The sequence below is a fragment of the Ketogulonicigenium vulgare WSH-001 genome (assembly GCF_000223375.1).
Taxonomy (GTDB): Bacteria; Pseudomonadota; Alphaproteobacteria; order Rhodobacterales; family Rhodobacteraceae; genus Ketogulonicigenium; species Ketogulonicigenium vulgare.
Window position 1 is genome coordinate 541,742 of the sequence record NC_017384.1, and the last position, 13,628, is coordinate 555,369.

Annotated in this window: 11 protein-coding genes; 10 read left to right on the forward strand and 1 reads right to left on the reverse strand. The window is 63.0% G+C overall.

The window, feature by feature from the left end:
• Positions 1 to 94: 94 nt before the first annotated feature.
• The 8 genes from KVU_RS02645 to KVU_RS02680 all read left to right on the forward strand — a co-directional run bounded on the left by KVU_RS02645 (position 95) and on the right by KVU_RS02680 (position 9,706).
• Entirely contained in the window at positions 95 to 2,536 is a 2,442-nt protein-coding gene (locus KVU_RS02645; RefSeq protein WP_014537562.1) for a heavy metal translocating P-type ATPase, read from the forward strand.
• Positions 2,537 to 2,812: 276 nt separating this feature from the next.
• Positions 2,813 to 5,710 (forward strand): monovalent cation/H+ antiporter subunit A, encoded by a 2,898-nt coding sequence (locus KVU_RS02650; RefSeq protein ID WP_014537563.1) that lies wholly within the window; start codon positions 2,813 to 2,815, stop codon positions 5,708 to 5,710.
• Positions 5,710 to 6,051, forward strand: coding sequence for a Na+/H+ antiporter subunit C (locus KVU_RS02655; protein WP_013383783.1), 342 nt, complete (start codon positions 5,710 to 5,712; stop codon positions 6,049 to 6,051). The genes KVU_RS02650 and KVU_RS02655 overlap by 1 nt, the downstream gene beginning before the upstream one ends.
• Positions 6,052 to 6,165: 114 nt before the next feature.
• Positions 6,166 to 7,737, forward strand: coding sequence for a monovalent cation/H+ antiporter subunit D (locus KVU_RS02660; RefSeq protein WP_236953138.1), 1,572 nt, complete (start codon positions 6,166 to 6,168; stop codon positions 7,735 to 7,737).
• Positions 7,730 to 8,218 (forward strand): Na+/H+ antiporter subunit E, encoded by a 489-nt coding sequence (locus KVU_RS02665; protein ID WP_236953139.1) that lies wholly within the window; start codon positions 7,730 to 7,732, stop codon positions 8,216 to 8,218. Before KVU_RS02660 ends, KVU_RS02665 begins: the two co-directional genes overlap by 8 nt.
• A complete protein-coding gene (locus KVU_RS02670; protein WP_013383787.1) occupies positions 8,215 to 8,496 on the forward strand; it encodes a K+/H+ antiporter subunit F in 282 nt (93 codons plus the stop codon). The genes KVU_RS02665 and KVU_RS02670 overlap by 4 nt, the downstream gene beginning before the upstream one ends.
• Positions 8,493 to 8,909: a monovalent cation/H(+) antiporter subunit G gene (gene mnhG / locus KVU_RS02675; RefSeq protein WP_013383788.1), complete on the forward strand. Its 417-nt coding sequence runs from the start codon at positions 8,493 to 8,495 to the stop codon at positions 8,907 to 8,909. Before KVU_RS02670 ends, mnhG begins: the two co-directional genes overlap by 4 nt.
• The gene (locus tag KVU_RS02680; protein ID WP_013383789.1) at positions 8,906 to 9,706 is read left to right on the forward strand and encodes an SseB family protein; all 801 of its coding nucleotides are present in this window, start codon (positions 8,906 to 8,908) and stop codon (positions 9,704 to 9,706) included. The genes mnhG and KVU_RS02680 overlap by 4 nt, the downstream gene beginning before the upstream one ends.
• 143 nt (positions 9,707 to 9,849) lie before the next feature.
• On the opposite strand, the gene KVU_RS16085 is transcribed toward KVU_RS02680, so the two are convergent.
• Positions 9,850 to 10,005: a hypothetical protein gene (locus KVU_RS16085; protein WP_013383790.1), complete on the reverse strand. Its 156-nt coding sequence runs from the start codon at positions 10,003 to 10,005 to the stop codon at positions 9,850 to 9,852.
• A 259-nt stretch (positions 10,006 to 10,264) separates the two neighbouring features.
• Between KVU_RS16085 and KVU_RS02685 the strand changes: the two genes are divergently transcribed.
• Together KVU_RS02685 and KVU_RS02690 are read left to right on the forward strand one after the other, a co-directional pair.
• Positions 10,265 to 12,781: a putative PEP-binding protein gene (locus KVU_RS02685; RefSeq protein ID WP_014537564.1), complete on the forward strand. Its 2,517-nt coding sequence runs from the start codon at positions 10,265 to 10,267 to the stop codon at positions 12,779 to 12,781.
• Positions 12,782 to 12,920: 139 nt separating this feature from the next.
• Positions 12,921 to 13,595: a cell wall hydrolase gene (locus tag KVU_RS02690; RefSeq protein ID WP_420537776.1), complete on the forward strand. Its 675-nt coding sequence runs from the start codon at positions 12,921 to 12,923 to the stop codon at positions 13,593 to 13,595.
• The last annotated feature ends 33 nt before the right edge of the window (positions 13,596 to 13,628 follow it).

Here is a 13,628-nt window from a genome sequence, read left to right on the forward strand (position 1 = left end):
CCGCGCGCCCCAGTCAACAACAATCCGGCGCGGGCCTTGACCTTGCCATTGGGGAAGCCCTTATCTTCATCGAATCAAGAAAAGGAGGTGCCCCATGGATCTGACCTTTCATATCGAAGGTATGACCTGCGCATCTTGTTCGGCGCGGGCGCAAAAGGTGCTCTCACACGTGCCGGGCGTCGCGGTTGCGGATGTGAACCTTGCGACCCATGCGGGCCGTGTGACCCTCGCCGATGGCGCAGAGGCCTCCGTTGTCGCCAATGCGCTGACGGCCGCGCTGGGCAAGGCGGGTTATCCCGCAACGCTGACCCACCGCACCCTCGAGATCGAGGGGATGACCTGCGCCTCTTGCGTCGCGCGGGTGGAAAAGGCGCTGGCCAAAGTGCCGGGCGTGTCCAATGCCACTGTCAATCTTGCCACGCGCAGCGCGCAGCTGGATGATCTGTCGCGCGATGCGGATCGTCTGATCGCCGCGGTGAAACGCGCGGGCTATGATGCCCGCCTGCGCGAGGTGGACGCCGCACCCGAGGATCGCGACGCGGCTGAGGCGGCCGCCTTGCAGCGCAACCTGATCATCGCCGCTGCGCTGACGCTGCCGGTGTTCGCCATTGAAATGGGCTCGCATTTGCTGGGCTGGGTCGGGCTGACATCCGCAGCGCATGATCACGGCACCAGTTTTACAGAACTGCCGCTGACCAATTGGCTGTTCCAATTCCTGCTGATTACCGCTGTGCTGGCTTGGCCGGGGCAGGTGTTCTTTCGCCGTGGCATTCCCGCGCTGCTGCACGGCGCGCCAGATATGAATGCGCTGGTGGCCGTCGGGGCGGGGGCGGCGTGGCTCTATTCGACCTTCGTGCTGTTCCTGCCGGGGCTGGTGCCCGCATCTGGCCGCGTGGTCTATTTCGAGGCGGCGGGTGTCATCGTGACCCTGATCCTCGCCGGTCGCTGGCTAGAGGCGCGGGCGCGGGGTCGGGCAGGCGCGGCCATTCGCCGCCTGATGGACCTGCGCCCCGCCACCGCGCTGGTCGAGCGCGCGGGCGAGGTGGTCGAGCTGCCGATTGCTGACCTGCGCCTTGGCGATATCGTGCAAATTCGCCCCGGCAGCCGCATCAGCGCCGATGGGCGGGTGATCTCGGGCACCTCGCATGTCGATGAAAGCATGATCACAGGCGAGCCGATGCCCGCCGCGAAAACCACTGGCGACAGCTTGACCGGCGGCACCGTCAATGGTGCGGGTATGCTGCGGATGGAGGTTGCCGCCACCGGCAGCGATACGGTGCTGTCGCGCATCCTGTCGATGGTCGAAGAGGCGCAAGGCGCGCGTCTGCCTGTCCAAGATCTGGTCAACCGCATCACGCTATGGTTCGTGCCGGTTGTGATGGTGCTGGCGGCGGGGGCAGTGTTGGTCTGGTTGGTTTTTGGCCCCGAGCCGCGCCTTAGCCATGCTTTGGTTGCGGGCGTTTCGGTGCTGATCATTGCCTGTCCCTGCGCGATGGGGCTGGCGGTGCCGGTGTCGATCATCGTCGGCGCTGGCCGCGCGGCCGAGCTGGGTGTGCTGTTTCGCAAGGGCGATGCGCTGCAAAGGCTGGCGGGGATCAAGACCTATGCCTTTGACAAAACCGGCACGCTGACCGCCGGCAAGCCTGTGCTGACAGATTTTGAAGCGCTGGCGGACGGCGATCTGCTGGCCGAGGTTGCCGCGCTGGAAAGCCTGTCCGAACATCCGACCGCTGCTGCCATCACCGCCGCCGCAGCGGGTCGCACGCTGCCCGAGGCGCGTGATCTGCAGGTGCTGCCCGGTCTGGGCGTGACGGGCATGGTTGCGGGCCAGCGTCTTGTCATCGGCAACCAGCGTCTGATGGCGGATGAAGGCATCGACCTGACCCCCATCGCCGCGCGCCTGACCGCGCTGGCCGCCGAGGGGCGCGCCCCCGTGCTGATCGCCAAGGCGGGCAAGATTGCGGGTCTGTTGACGGTCGAGGATCAGGCCAAGCCCCATGCCGCCGATACTGTCGCCGCGCTGCGGGCGGCAGGCGCGCGGGTGGTGATGATCTCGGGCGATGCGGCGGCCAATGCGCGCCGCGTGGCCGCAACCCTCGGGATTGACGAGGTGCTGGCCGAGGTGCTGCCCGAGGGCAAGCGCGACGCGGTGTTGGCGCTGCGCGAGGGTGGCCCCGTGGCCTTTGTCGGGGACGGCATCAATGACGCAGCGGCGCTGGCCAGTGCGGATGTCGGCCTTGCCGTCGGCAATGGCACTGATATCGCGATTGAAAGCGCGGACATTGTGCTGATGAGCGGCGATATCGCGGGCGTCTTGCGCGCGCGCCAGATTGCGCGGGCGACGATGGCAAATATCCGGCAGAACCTGTTCTGGGCCTTTGGCTATAACGTGCTGCTGATCCCGGTCGCCGCAGGTGTGCTTTATCCGGCGTTTGGCTGGCTGCTGTCGCCCGCGCTTGCGGCGGGCGCGATGGCTCTTTCGTCTGTTTTGGTGGTGGCAAATGCGTTGCGATTGCGACGCGTTGCCGCCGGCTAGGGCGTAATTAGCGCTAAACGTGCAATGCGATTGTTAAGATATGAAAATTCATGTGCAAATCTGCACATTTTTGCCGCCTTGACACTCGACAATCGGGGCGGGCTGGCCTAGTTTTTGGGCGCTCCCATCAGGATGTCTGTTGCAGCACAGCGACAGACTGTTGCTTTTAGGCAAGTTAGGTTCCGAGGGGAGCTGTGACAGTGCTTAAACTGTCATTTGCGTGGCCCGCGTCGTGGGTGGCGTTATGATGCACGTGGCTTGGGGGGAAGTGGCCGAATGATAGAACAAAACCTGCTGCTGGTGCTGACAGTGTTGCCCTTTGCGGGCGCATTGCTGGCCGTCTCGCTGGGAACCCATGCCAGAAACGCCGAAGCATGGCTTGCCGCGATCGTCATGGCCGCAGGTTTGGTGATCACGCTGTCGCTTTATCCACTGATCCAAGATGGCGGCGCGCTGCGCAGCCAGATCCAATGGGTGCCCAGTATCGGGCTGAACCTGTTGTTCCGCTTGGACGGTTTTAGCTGGATGTTCCTGCTGCTGGTGTTCGGCATCGGGCTGATGGTGGTGATCTATGCGCGGTTCTATCTGTCGCCCAAAGATCCCTCGGCCCGCTTTTTTGGCAGCCTCTTGGCCTTTACCGGCGCGATGGCGGGCGTGCTGCTGTCGGGCAATGTGATCATGCTGGTCGTGTTCTGGGAGCTGACCTCGATCACATCCTTCTTGCTGATTTCCTATTGGCACCACCTGCAAGGCGCGCGCGATGGGGCGCGGATGTCGCTGATCGTCACGGGTTTGGGCGGGCTATGCCTGCTGGCCGCGATGCTGATCATCGGCCATGTGGTTGGCAGCTATGATATCGACCGCATTCTGGCGGCGGGCGGCGTGATCAAGGATCACGGCCTGTACCCTGTCATCCTCGCGCTGTTTCTGCTGGGCACGTTCACAAAATCCGCCCAATTCCCGTTCCATTTCTGGCTGCCAAACGCGATGAACGCGCCAACGCCGGTGTCGTCCTATCTGCATTCGGCGACGATGGTGAAGGCGGGCGTCTATCTGATGGTGCGGTTTGCGCCCTCTATCGGTGGGACCGATCTGTGGTTCTATGCGGTGGGCGGCGTCGGGATGGTCACCATGGCCTTTGGCGCCTTTGTCGCGCTGTTCCGCCATGATTTGAAAGGTCTGCTGGCCTATTCGACGATCAGCCATCTGGGTCTGATCACCGCACTTGCGGGCTTTGGCACCCCTGCCGCCATTGTCGCCGCGATCTTCCACATCGCCAACCACGCGATTTTCAAGGCCAGCCTGTTCATGGCCGCAGGTATCGTCGACCACGAGGCGGGCACCCGCGATATGCGGCGCCTGTCCGGCCTCAGGCGATTGATGCCGGTAACCTTTGTGCTGACCGCACTGGCGGCTGCCGCGATGGCGGGCGTGCCGCTGCTGTCAGGCTTTATTTCCAAGGAAATGTTCCTTGCCGAAACGATCGAGCCCTATAACGGCAGCCAATTTGCCGCGCTGCTGCCATGGGTTGCGACGATTGGCTCGCTGTTCTCTGCCGCCTATGCGCTGCGCCTGATCCTGTCGGTGTTCTTTGGCCCCGATGCGACCAGCCTGCCCAAAACCCCGCACGAGCCGCCGCGCCTGATGCGCCTGCCGGTCGAGATCCTGGTGCTGCTGGCCGTGGCCGTGGGCTGTTTTCCCTATCAAACCATTGCCCCGATCCTGAAGGTGGCGGTGCTGTCGGTGCTGGGCGATGCGACGCCGCATTATTCGCTGTCGCTGTGGCACGGCTTTAACACGCCGCTGATGATGAGCGCGATTGCCCTGATCGGCGGCACGCTGTTGTATCTGACGTTCCGTCGCCAGATCGAGGAAGGGCCCGATGGCCCGCCCTTGATCCACCCGCTGCGCGGGCAACGCGTGTTTGACCGGCTGCTGCTGATCCTGTCGTGGCGCGTGCCGCGCCGGCTGCTGTCGACCTTTGCCAGTGACCGCCTGCAGTCACAGTTGGTGATTATCATTCTGGTCGCTTTCCTTGTGGCGGCGTGGTCGGTCTGGGGCGTGCCGCGCCCGGTGCCCGATATTCTGGGCGGCGTCGGCTTTGACCTGCCGTTTGCGATGCTGTGGATCGTGGGTGCGACCTGTGCTGTCGCGGCGGCGTGGCAGGCGAAATACCACCGTTTCGCGGCGCTGGTGCTGCTGGGCGGCGCGGGCCTGTGCACGGTGATGACCTTTGCTCTGCTGTCCGCGCCCGATTTGGCCGTGACGCAACTGCTGGTCGAGATTGTGACCACCGTCCTGCTGCTGCTGGGTCTGCGCTGGCTGCCCAAGCGGCGCGAGCCGATCAAAGGTGACGGGGCTCTACGCTCGCACCTGCGGCGGACGCGCGATCTGGTGATTGCGGTGGCGTGCGGCGGGGGTGTCGCAATCGTGGCACTGTGGGTCATGCTATCGCCGCCAGTGGATACAATCGGCGATTGGTTCTTGCAAAACGCCTATTCCGAGGGTGGCGGCACCAATGTGGTGAATGTCATTCTGGTCGACTTCCGCGCCTTTGACACGTTCGGCGAGATCACCGTTCTAGCCATCGTCGGGCTGACCGTCTTTTCGCTGCTGCGGCGGTTCCGCCCCGCGCCAGAGGCTGCCGGTCGCCCGGATGAACAAATCGGTGCCGATCCCAAGATGCTGGACCAGTTCCTGTATGTGCCGGCCATCGTGATGCAGTGGATGTTCGCGCCGACGATTGCACTTTCGGCCTATCTGTTCTTCCGCGGTCACGATCTGCCCGGTGGCGGTTTTGCTGCCGGTGTCACCTTGGCCGTCGGGTTCTTGATGCAATATATCGCGGCGAATGTGCGCTGGATTGAATCGCGACTGACGGTGCTGCCGATCCGCTGGATTGGCTGGGGTCTGCTGATTGCGGCGGCGACGGGGATGGGGGCATGGCTGTTTGGCTATCCCTTCCTGACCGCCCATTCGCAATATCTGGATATCCCGATCATCGGCCGCGTCCCTGCGGCAAGTGCGCTGTTCTTTGACCTTGGGGTGTTCCTGCTGGTCGTGGGCGCAACCGTGCTGATGTTGATCGCAATCGCCCACCAATCGCTGCGTTCCGCGCGGGCGCGTGAATTGGATGAGGCGCGTGCCAAAGAAGAAGACGAGGAGGTCGCCTGATGGAAGTCGTTCTTGCAACTGCAATCGGCGTTCTCGTCGCGTCGGGTGTGTGGCTGGTGCTGCGCCCCCGCACATTCCAGGTGATTATCGGCCTGTGCCTGCTGTCTTACGGTGTGAACCTGTTCATCTTTGCCATGGGACGGCTGTGGGTCGACAAAGCCCCGATCATGACCAAAGGCGGGCCGGTCGATCCGACCCAATTCGCCGACCCGGTGCCGCAAGCCCTTGTGCTGACCGCCATTGTCATCAGCTTTGCCACGACGGCGCTGTTTCTGGTGGTGATGATGGTCTCGCGCGGGCTGACCGGCACTGACCACGTTGACGGCAAGGAGACCAACTGATGGGCGCATCACCTGAACACCTGATGATCGCGCCGATCGTCATCCCGATGGTCATTGGCGCCTTGATGCTGCTGTATGATGACCGTCAGCGGCGCGCAAAACTGATCATGAGCCTTGGCTCGGCCCTTGCGATGCTGGTCATCGGGATCGAGCTGCTGGTGCGCGCGCGGGTCCGAACTGACGGGTGGCAACTCGATCGGTTTCTATCTGCTGGGCGATTGGGCCTCGCCCTTTGGCATCGTGCTGGTGGTCGACCGCCTGTCGGCGATGATGCTGGTGCTGACGGCGCTGGTCTCGATCCCGGCGCTGGTCTATTCCGCTGCCGGTTGGGGCGGTAAGGGGCAGCATTTCTATTCGATCTTCCAGTTCATGCTGATGGGCGTGAACGGCGCGTTCCTGACAGGCGATCTGTTCAACCTGTTCGTTTTCTTCGAGATTTTGCTGGCGGCCTCTTATGGCCTTATGCTGCATGGCTCGGGGCAGCTGCGGGTGCGGGCGGGTCTTCATTATATCGCGGTGAACCTTGTCGGCGCGCTGCTGTTCCTGATCGGCGTCTCGCTGATCTACGGGGTCACCGGCACGCTGAACATGGCGGATCTGGCGACGCGGATCGTGAATATCAGCGATGCCGACCGTCCCTTGCTGCACGCGGCGGCAGGTGTGCTGGGGATCGCCTTCTTGATCAAAGCGGGCGCGTGGCCGCTGTCCTTCTGGCTGCCGCCGACCTATCAGGCGGCGCCGGCGCCGGTGGGGGCGATGTTCGCCATCCTCACCAAGGTCGGCATCTATGTCATCTTGCGCATGTCGATGCTGCTGTTTGGGGAAAGCGGCGGTCTTTCCGCCGGCTTCGGGGCCGAGGTGCTGATCGCCATTGGCATCCTGTCGCTGATCTATGCCACTGCGGGTGTCATGACATCGCAAAGCCTTGGCCGTATGGCGGGCTATTCGGTGCAGGTCACATCGGCGACGCTGATCGCGGTGATCGGCTTTGCCATCGGTGGTGGCGGCATGTCGATGCTGGGCGGCGCGATGTATTATATGATCGCCTCGACCCTCGCCACGGCCGCGCTATTCCTGCTGGACGAGGTGCTGCAGCGCAGGCAGGGCGGTATCGCGGCCATCCTTGCGCTGACCGCTGATGCTTACGGCGTTGATCAGCCCGAGGACGATTCGGAATCGGGCGAGGTTGGCGTTGCCATTCCTGCCGTGCTGACCGTGCTGGCGGTGGCGTTCTTTGCCGTGGCGCTGGTGCTGTCGGGGATGCCGCCTTTGCCGGGCTTTATCGGCAAGTTCGCCATGCTGTCGGGCGGGCTGAACCCGGGCGGCTTGGGGCGCGGAATGCCGTCGGAATGGATGTGGCTGTTCACCTTCCTTGTGATCCTGTCGGGCTTTGCCACGATGATCGCACTGGTGCGGATCGGGATGCAGACATTCTGGGGCGATGATGAGCCGATGTCCAAGGTCCGCCTGCAAGAGCTGCTGCCCATCGTCGGTCTGGTTGTATTGCTGGTGATCCTTGCCGTGCGTGCCCATCCGGTCATGCGCTATACCGAGATCACCGCACGCGCGCTGGCGCGTCCGACGATTTATATCGACGGCGTCATCACCGCGCCGCGGGTCGAGGATCTGCAAGGCCCCGTCGCAGAACAGCAACCCGTCGCAGCTGCAGGAGGAAACGGTGCGTAAACTTATCCCCCATCCGATGGTGACCCTGTCGCTGACGCTGGTCTGGATGACGCTGAACGATTTCAGCGTCGGGCATCTGCTGCTGGGCCTTGGTATTGCGCTGCTGGCAGGCTGGTCGCTGGGCCTAGTCTATCCGCGCGAGCGGCGGATCAAGAACTGGCTACCGCTGGTGAAACTGTTCTTTGTCGTCGGCGCCGATATCATCCGCTCGAATGCTGCCGTGTTCTGGCTGATCGTCACCAAAGGCCGCCAAGGCGCGCGCAAATCCGGCTTTATCGAGATGGATTTGCAACTGACCGACCGCTTTGGCCTGATGGTCATGGCGCTGATCCTGACGGCGACGCCGGGCTCGGCCTGGATCTGGCACGATCCCGAACGCGGGCGGCTGCTGATCCATGTCTTTGACCTTGTCGACGAGGACGAATGGCGGCGGCAGATCCAAGAAAGATATGAGCGGGTTCTGATGGAGATCTACGAATGAGCGAAACCATCCTCTTTTGGGCGGTGACCTATGCGCAGATCATGCTGGGTCTGGCGCTGATCCTGGCGGGCTGGCGCGGCGTGACCGGCCCGCGTGCCCAAGATCGCGTGCTGGGTCTGGATACGATCTATATCACCGCGATGTTGCTGTTGCTGGTCACCGGGATCCGCACCGGCGGGCATTACTATTTCGAGGCCGCGCTGATCATCGCCATCCTTGGCTTTGTCACCACGGTCGCCTTGGCGAAATTCCTGCTGCGCGGCGAGGTGATCGAATGACCGGCGCTGATCTGCCCGTTTGGGTCGCAATTTTGATCGCCGTGCTGGTGGTGGTCGGATCGTCTTTGACCTTTGTTGGCGCGCTGGGTCTGGTGCGGCTGAAGAACTTTTACGACCGCTTGCACGCGCCGACCCTTGGCACCAGCTGGGGCACGGCGGGGATTGCGCTGGCCTCGATGATCTTCTTTTCGGTCATCGCGGGCGAGGTGCTGCTGCATGAGTTGATCATCGGCATCTTTGTCATGATCACAACGCCGGTGGGACTGATCTTGCTGGCGGGCGCGGCCTATACCCGCGATCAGCGCGAGATTATGAACAAGCTGTCGAATGATACGCTGCCGATCGAGACCGCCGAGACGCTGGAATCCTCGGCCGATGTGCATCAACTGGGCCCGGTGGAAAAGCCGCAATGAGTGACCTCAGCGCGCTGGATCAAGCCCATGCGCAGATGCAGGCCGCGCCCGATGATGATGCGCGCCGCCTGCAATTCTATGCGGTGCTGGCCGATAGCGCTTTGTTTTTGATGCTGGAGGGCGAGCCTGAAGGCGAAAGCGTCAGCCCCGCCGTGTTCAATGTCGCAGGCGTGGATTACATTTTGGTCTTTGACAGCGAGGCACGCCTTGCCGCATTTGCGGGCGGGGCGGTGCCCTATGCCGGTCTCGCCGGGCGCGGTCTGGTCGAGATGATCGCGGGCCAGGGAATCGGTCTTGGCGTGAACCTCGATAGCGCGCCCTCTAGCATGATGATCGGGCCCGAAGGGGTGGATTGGCTGGCGGACACACTGGCGGCGCAGCCGGAATCCGATTTCGCGCGCCCCCGTAAAATCGCGGCCCCCGCGCAGATGCCGCCCGGGCTGATGCAGGCGCTGACCGCGCGTCTGACCCATGCGGGCGTGCTGGCGCGGGCGGCTTGGCTGGCTGCAATCGAATATGACACCGGCGCGCGCGGCCATATGCTGGCTTTTGTCGATGCCGATCCTGCCGCGCAGCCGCAACTGGCCAGCGCGGTGCGCGAAGCTTTGGTCTTTTCCGGGGTCGAGGCGGCAGCACTGGATGTGGCCTTTTTTGACAGCAGCAAAGACAGCAGCTTTGTCGCACGGCTGAACGTGGGGCAGGCGATCCCGCTGGGCGTGCCGCAGCAACCCGTGACCCCCAAAAGCAAAACGGCCGGACCGGGAATGGATCCCGACCGGCCGCCTATCTTACGATAGTCTTGCGGTAGTTCTGGTAACGTTCGATCAGTGCTGCAACCGTCGCAGTCTCTCGCCAAGGCGATCCCCAAAGTGGGACCTGCGAGTCTGACCTGACTGGGCTACCGCGCCGCCAATTCTAATGGGCGGGCATCCCGATAAGGTCAGAAATGAACGTCGAACTCTTTTCCGGCTTGTCCGGAACGGTTCAGGCCCGCGTAGGAGCCATGGTGATCTGAGCAGCCGCGAATACAAAATGCGGCGCCGATAACCCCCAGAACAGCGCCGAACGAATTCAGGCTGCGCTTCAGGGCAGTCATTACACACTCTTCTCTTTCTGTCTTGAGTGACCTCTCTCATATGTCACCGATTGGTCAAAAAATCAAGAGGCGCCTTATTTCATTGAATTTTTCGCGAATTGTCCCATCCGCTCAAGGGGTTCCAGCAGCGTAAAGGGGGACGAATCAAGGCTTTGAACCACGGGGCGTGACGGGTTAAGATAGGGGCGAATGAAGGAGGCCCTCTGTGCCTGATGCATCGCATTACGACCCCGTCACATTGATCACCGAAACCGCCCCGATGCGGCCTGATGTGTTTGGCGGGCGCGCCAAATGCCTGCAGCGGCTGATCCGCCTGAAAATGCCGGTGCCTGTTACGGTGGCGCTGGGGTTTGATGCGGTGCGGGCGATCGCGCGCGGGCAGATGCCGGATATGGCTGCAATTGTCTTCCCCTTTGGCGATGCGCCACTGCTGTCGGTGCGCCCGTCTAGCCTTGATCCCGATTGGGGCGGTCCGGGGGCGATCTTGAACATCGGCATGTGCGATGCGCTGCACCAAAAGCTGACCGCGACGGCGGGCGAGGCGGCGGCAACCGCGCTGTATCTGCGGTTTATCCAGACCTATGCGATCCAGGTGGCGCGGCTGAATCCCGACGCCTTTGATTTCGACGGGCGTTCCGGACTGGATACACTGGGTATCGCCCTTGCCACATTCGAGGCGGAAATGGACGAGCCGTTTCCCCAAGATCCCGCCGTGCAACTGTCCGAGGTGTTGCGGTCCATGGCGCGCACGTGGGAGGGGACATCCGCGCGACTGCTGCGGCAGGCGAAAGGTGCGCCCAGCGATGCGGGTCTGGGGCTGGTCGTGCAGGCGATGGCCTTGGGCGTTGGCGCGGGCGACAGCGGTGCGGGCGTCATTCAATTCGTCGACAGCCAAACCGGCGCGCCGCGCATCACCGGGCGCTACCTTGGCCAAAGTCAGGGGCGCGAGGCGATGGTGGCCGATGGCGCGCTGTTTTTGACACGCGATCCGCGCGGCCCCGCGCTGGAACAGCAGAACCCCGAGATTTTCGCGCAATTGCAGGCTTTTGGCCAGATCGCCCGCAAGCGCCTGCGCGAGGAGATGCAGATCGAATTCACCATTTCCAACGGCGCGCTGCATATTATCGACGCGGTACGTGTGCCCCGCACGGTGCAGGCGGCGGTGCGGATCGCAGTGGATTTGGCGCAAAGCGATGTGATCCCGCGGGCCGAGGCTGTGCATCGTATTGACGTGCAGGCGGTCACCGCGCTGCTGCACCGGCAGGTCGACCCGACAGCGCCGCGCGACCTGATCATGCGCGGCATCGCGGCAAGTCCGGGTGCCGCCCATGGCAAGCTGGTGCTGACAGCCGAAGAGGCGCAGGCCGCTGCCATGCGCGGCGAGGCTGCGATCCTTGTGCGCCGCGAGACGACCCCCGAGGATATCCGCGGCATGCATGCGGCGGCGGGGGTTTTGACGCAGCGCGGCGGTGTGACAAGCCATGCGGCCGTTGTGGGGCGGGGCCTTGGGGTGCCCTGTGTCGTCGGTGCGACGGGGCTGGTCATCGACCGGCGCGGCGCGCGCGTCATCGCGCCCGATGGCCGCGTCATCCACGTGGGCGAAGTGATCACGGTCGATGGCTCGACCGGCGAGGTGCTGGCCGGCGAGGCCAACTTGCGAGAGGCGCCGCTGGACGATGCCTTTCGCACCTTGTTGTCATGGGCCGATGCCAGCCGCGATATCGGCATCCGTGCCAATGCTGATACGCCGCGCGATGCGCAGATCGCCCGCGATTTTGCCGCCGAGGGCATTGGCCTTTGCCGCACCGAACATATGTTTTTCGAGGGCGAGCGCATCGGCATGATGCGCGAGATGATCTTTGCCGCGACGTCCGGCGAACGGCGCGAAGTGCTGGACCGTCTGCTGCCCATGCAGCGACAGGATTTCGTCCGCTTGTTCGAAATCATGCACGGGCTGCCGGTGTGCATCCGTCTGTTCGATCCGCCGTTGCATGAATTCCTACCCTCGGACCGTGCCGGGATGCGTGATCTGGCCGACGGCCTGTCGCTGCCGCTGGCCGATGTCATCGCGCGGGTCGAGGCGCTGACCGAATATAACCCGATGCTGGGCCTGCGCGGCGTCCGCCTTGGGATCACCGTCCCCGAAATCTATGAGATGCAGGCCCGCGCGATTTTCGAGGCAACCGTCGCTGTCGTACGCGGCGGGCTGAGTGTGACGCCCGAAATCATGCTGCCGCTTGTCTCGGCCCGGCGCGAGGTGCAGACCGTGCGCAGTCAGATCGATGCGATCGCCAGTGCGGTGCGGGCACAATCTGGGGTTGAGTTCACTTATCGTCTGGGTGTCATGGTCGAAACGCCCCGCGCGGCCCTGCGCGCCAGCGATATTGCGCAGGATGTGGCCTTTCTGTCCTTTGGTACGAATGACCTGACGCAGATGACCTATGGCCTGTCGCGCGATGATGCGGGACGGTTCATGCCCGCCTATCTGGCCGACCATGTTTTCCCCGCCGACCCGTTCCACACCCTCGATATCGAGGGGGTGGGCGAGCTGTTGCAGATCGGGGCTGCGCGCGCCAAACAGGGTCACCCCAGCGTCACTTTATCGGTCTGCGGCGAGCATGGCGGCAATGCCGAGGCCATCGCATTTTTCCGCGCGCAGGGATTCGATTACGTCTCTTGCTCGCCGTTTCGAGTGCCGGTTGCGCGGCTTGCGGCAGCGCAACTTGCGATTCGTGAACGTTATGATTTTCCCAGTGCTAGCGGGAAATATTTATAACTACATGAATTAAAATGTAAATTTATGCGAAGGCCAAGAATTGCTTAACTTGCGTTAATGTCTGGACACCTCGTTTCATCTCGCATACCTCGTTCCAGCCGGCGCGGGGCTGACTGCGTGAAACGACGGATGAAGGTAAATGCAGTCTGGTCACGTGGTGCTAGGGCACGGGATTGCGGTGGGGATTCTGGTCGCTGGTTTGGCAATTTCGCCGGGTCATGCAGGCGCAGAAGAGCTGGTGGCAAGCCGCCTTGGGGCGCTTCTCGATCAGGGTGATTACTCTCAGACGTTGGAAGATGAGGCGGTCTTGAACACGCCGCCGGTCGGGTCAAACCGCATCACGCCAAGCGCCGAGGCCGAGACCGATAGCCTGACCAGCCGCATCGCTGCGGCCACCGCTTCGGGTGACGATCAATGGGCCTGTTTGGCCGAGGCGCTGTATTTCGAGGCGCGCGGTGAGACAACCGAAGGTATCGCAGCCGTCGCCGAAGTGATCCTGAACCGCGTCGATAGCGATGGTTTCCCCAATACCGTCTGCACCGTGGTCAACCAGCGCAGCGCCAGCGGGCGTAGCTGCCAATTTTCCTATACCTGCGATGGTCGCCCCGAGGTGATCAATGAACGCGCCGCTTATCGCAAAGTGGGCCAGATCGCCCGCGCGATGCTGGATGGCGCGCCGCGCGATCTGACCAATGGCGCTACATTTTACCACACATCGGCTGTCAGCCCGCGATGGTCGCGCGTCTTTGAACGCACCGCCAGCATTGGCGCGCATCGTTTCTATCGCGACCCGATCCGCACAGCCTCAAACTGACGCCAATCTGCCTGAAACCAGGCTGTAATATTA

Bases quoted from the DNA above. Each gene is read 5' to 3' on its own strand.
- KVU_RS02645 (WP_014537562.1), top strand. From the start codon at position 95: ATGGATCTGACCTTTCATATCGAAGGTATGACCTGCGCATCTTGTTCG.
- KVU_RS02650 (WP_014537563.1), top strand. From the start codon at position 2,813: ATGATAGAACAAAACCTGCTGCTGGTGCTGACAGTGTTGCCCTTTGCG.
- KVU_RS02655 (WP_013383783.1), top strand. From the start codon at position 5,710: ATGGAAGTCGTTCTTGCAACTGCAATCGGCGTTCTCGTCGCGTCGGGT.
- KVU_RS02670 (WP_013383787.1), top strand. From the start codon at position 8,215: ATGAGCGAAACCATCCTCTTTTGGGCGGTGACCTATGCGCAGATCATG.
- mnhG (WP_013383788.1), top strand. From the start codon at position 8,493: ATGACCGGCGCTGATCTGCCCGTTTGGGTCGCAATTTTGATCGCCGTG.
- KVU_RS02680 (WP_013383789.1), top strand. From the start codon at position 8,906: ATGAGTGACCTCAGCGCGCTGGATCAAGCCCATGCGCAGATGCAGGCC.
- KVU_RS16085 (WP_013383790.1), bottom strand. From the start codon at position 10,005: ATGACTGCCCTGAAGCGCAGCCTGAATTCGTTCGGCGCTGTTCTGGGG.
- KVU_RS02685 (WP_014537564.1), top strand. From the start codon at position 10,265: ATGCGGCCTGATGTGTTTGGCGGGCGCGCCAAATGCCTGCAGCGGCTG.
- KVU_RS02690 (WP_420537776.1), top strand. From the start codon at position 12,921: ATGCAGTCTGGTCACGTGGTGCTAGGGCACGGGATTGCGGTGGGGATT.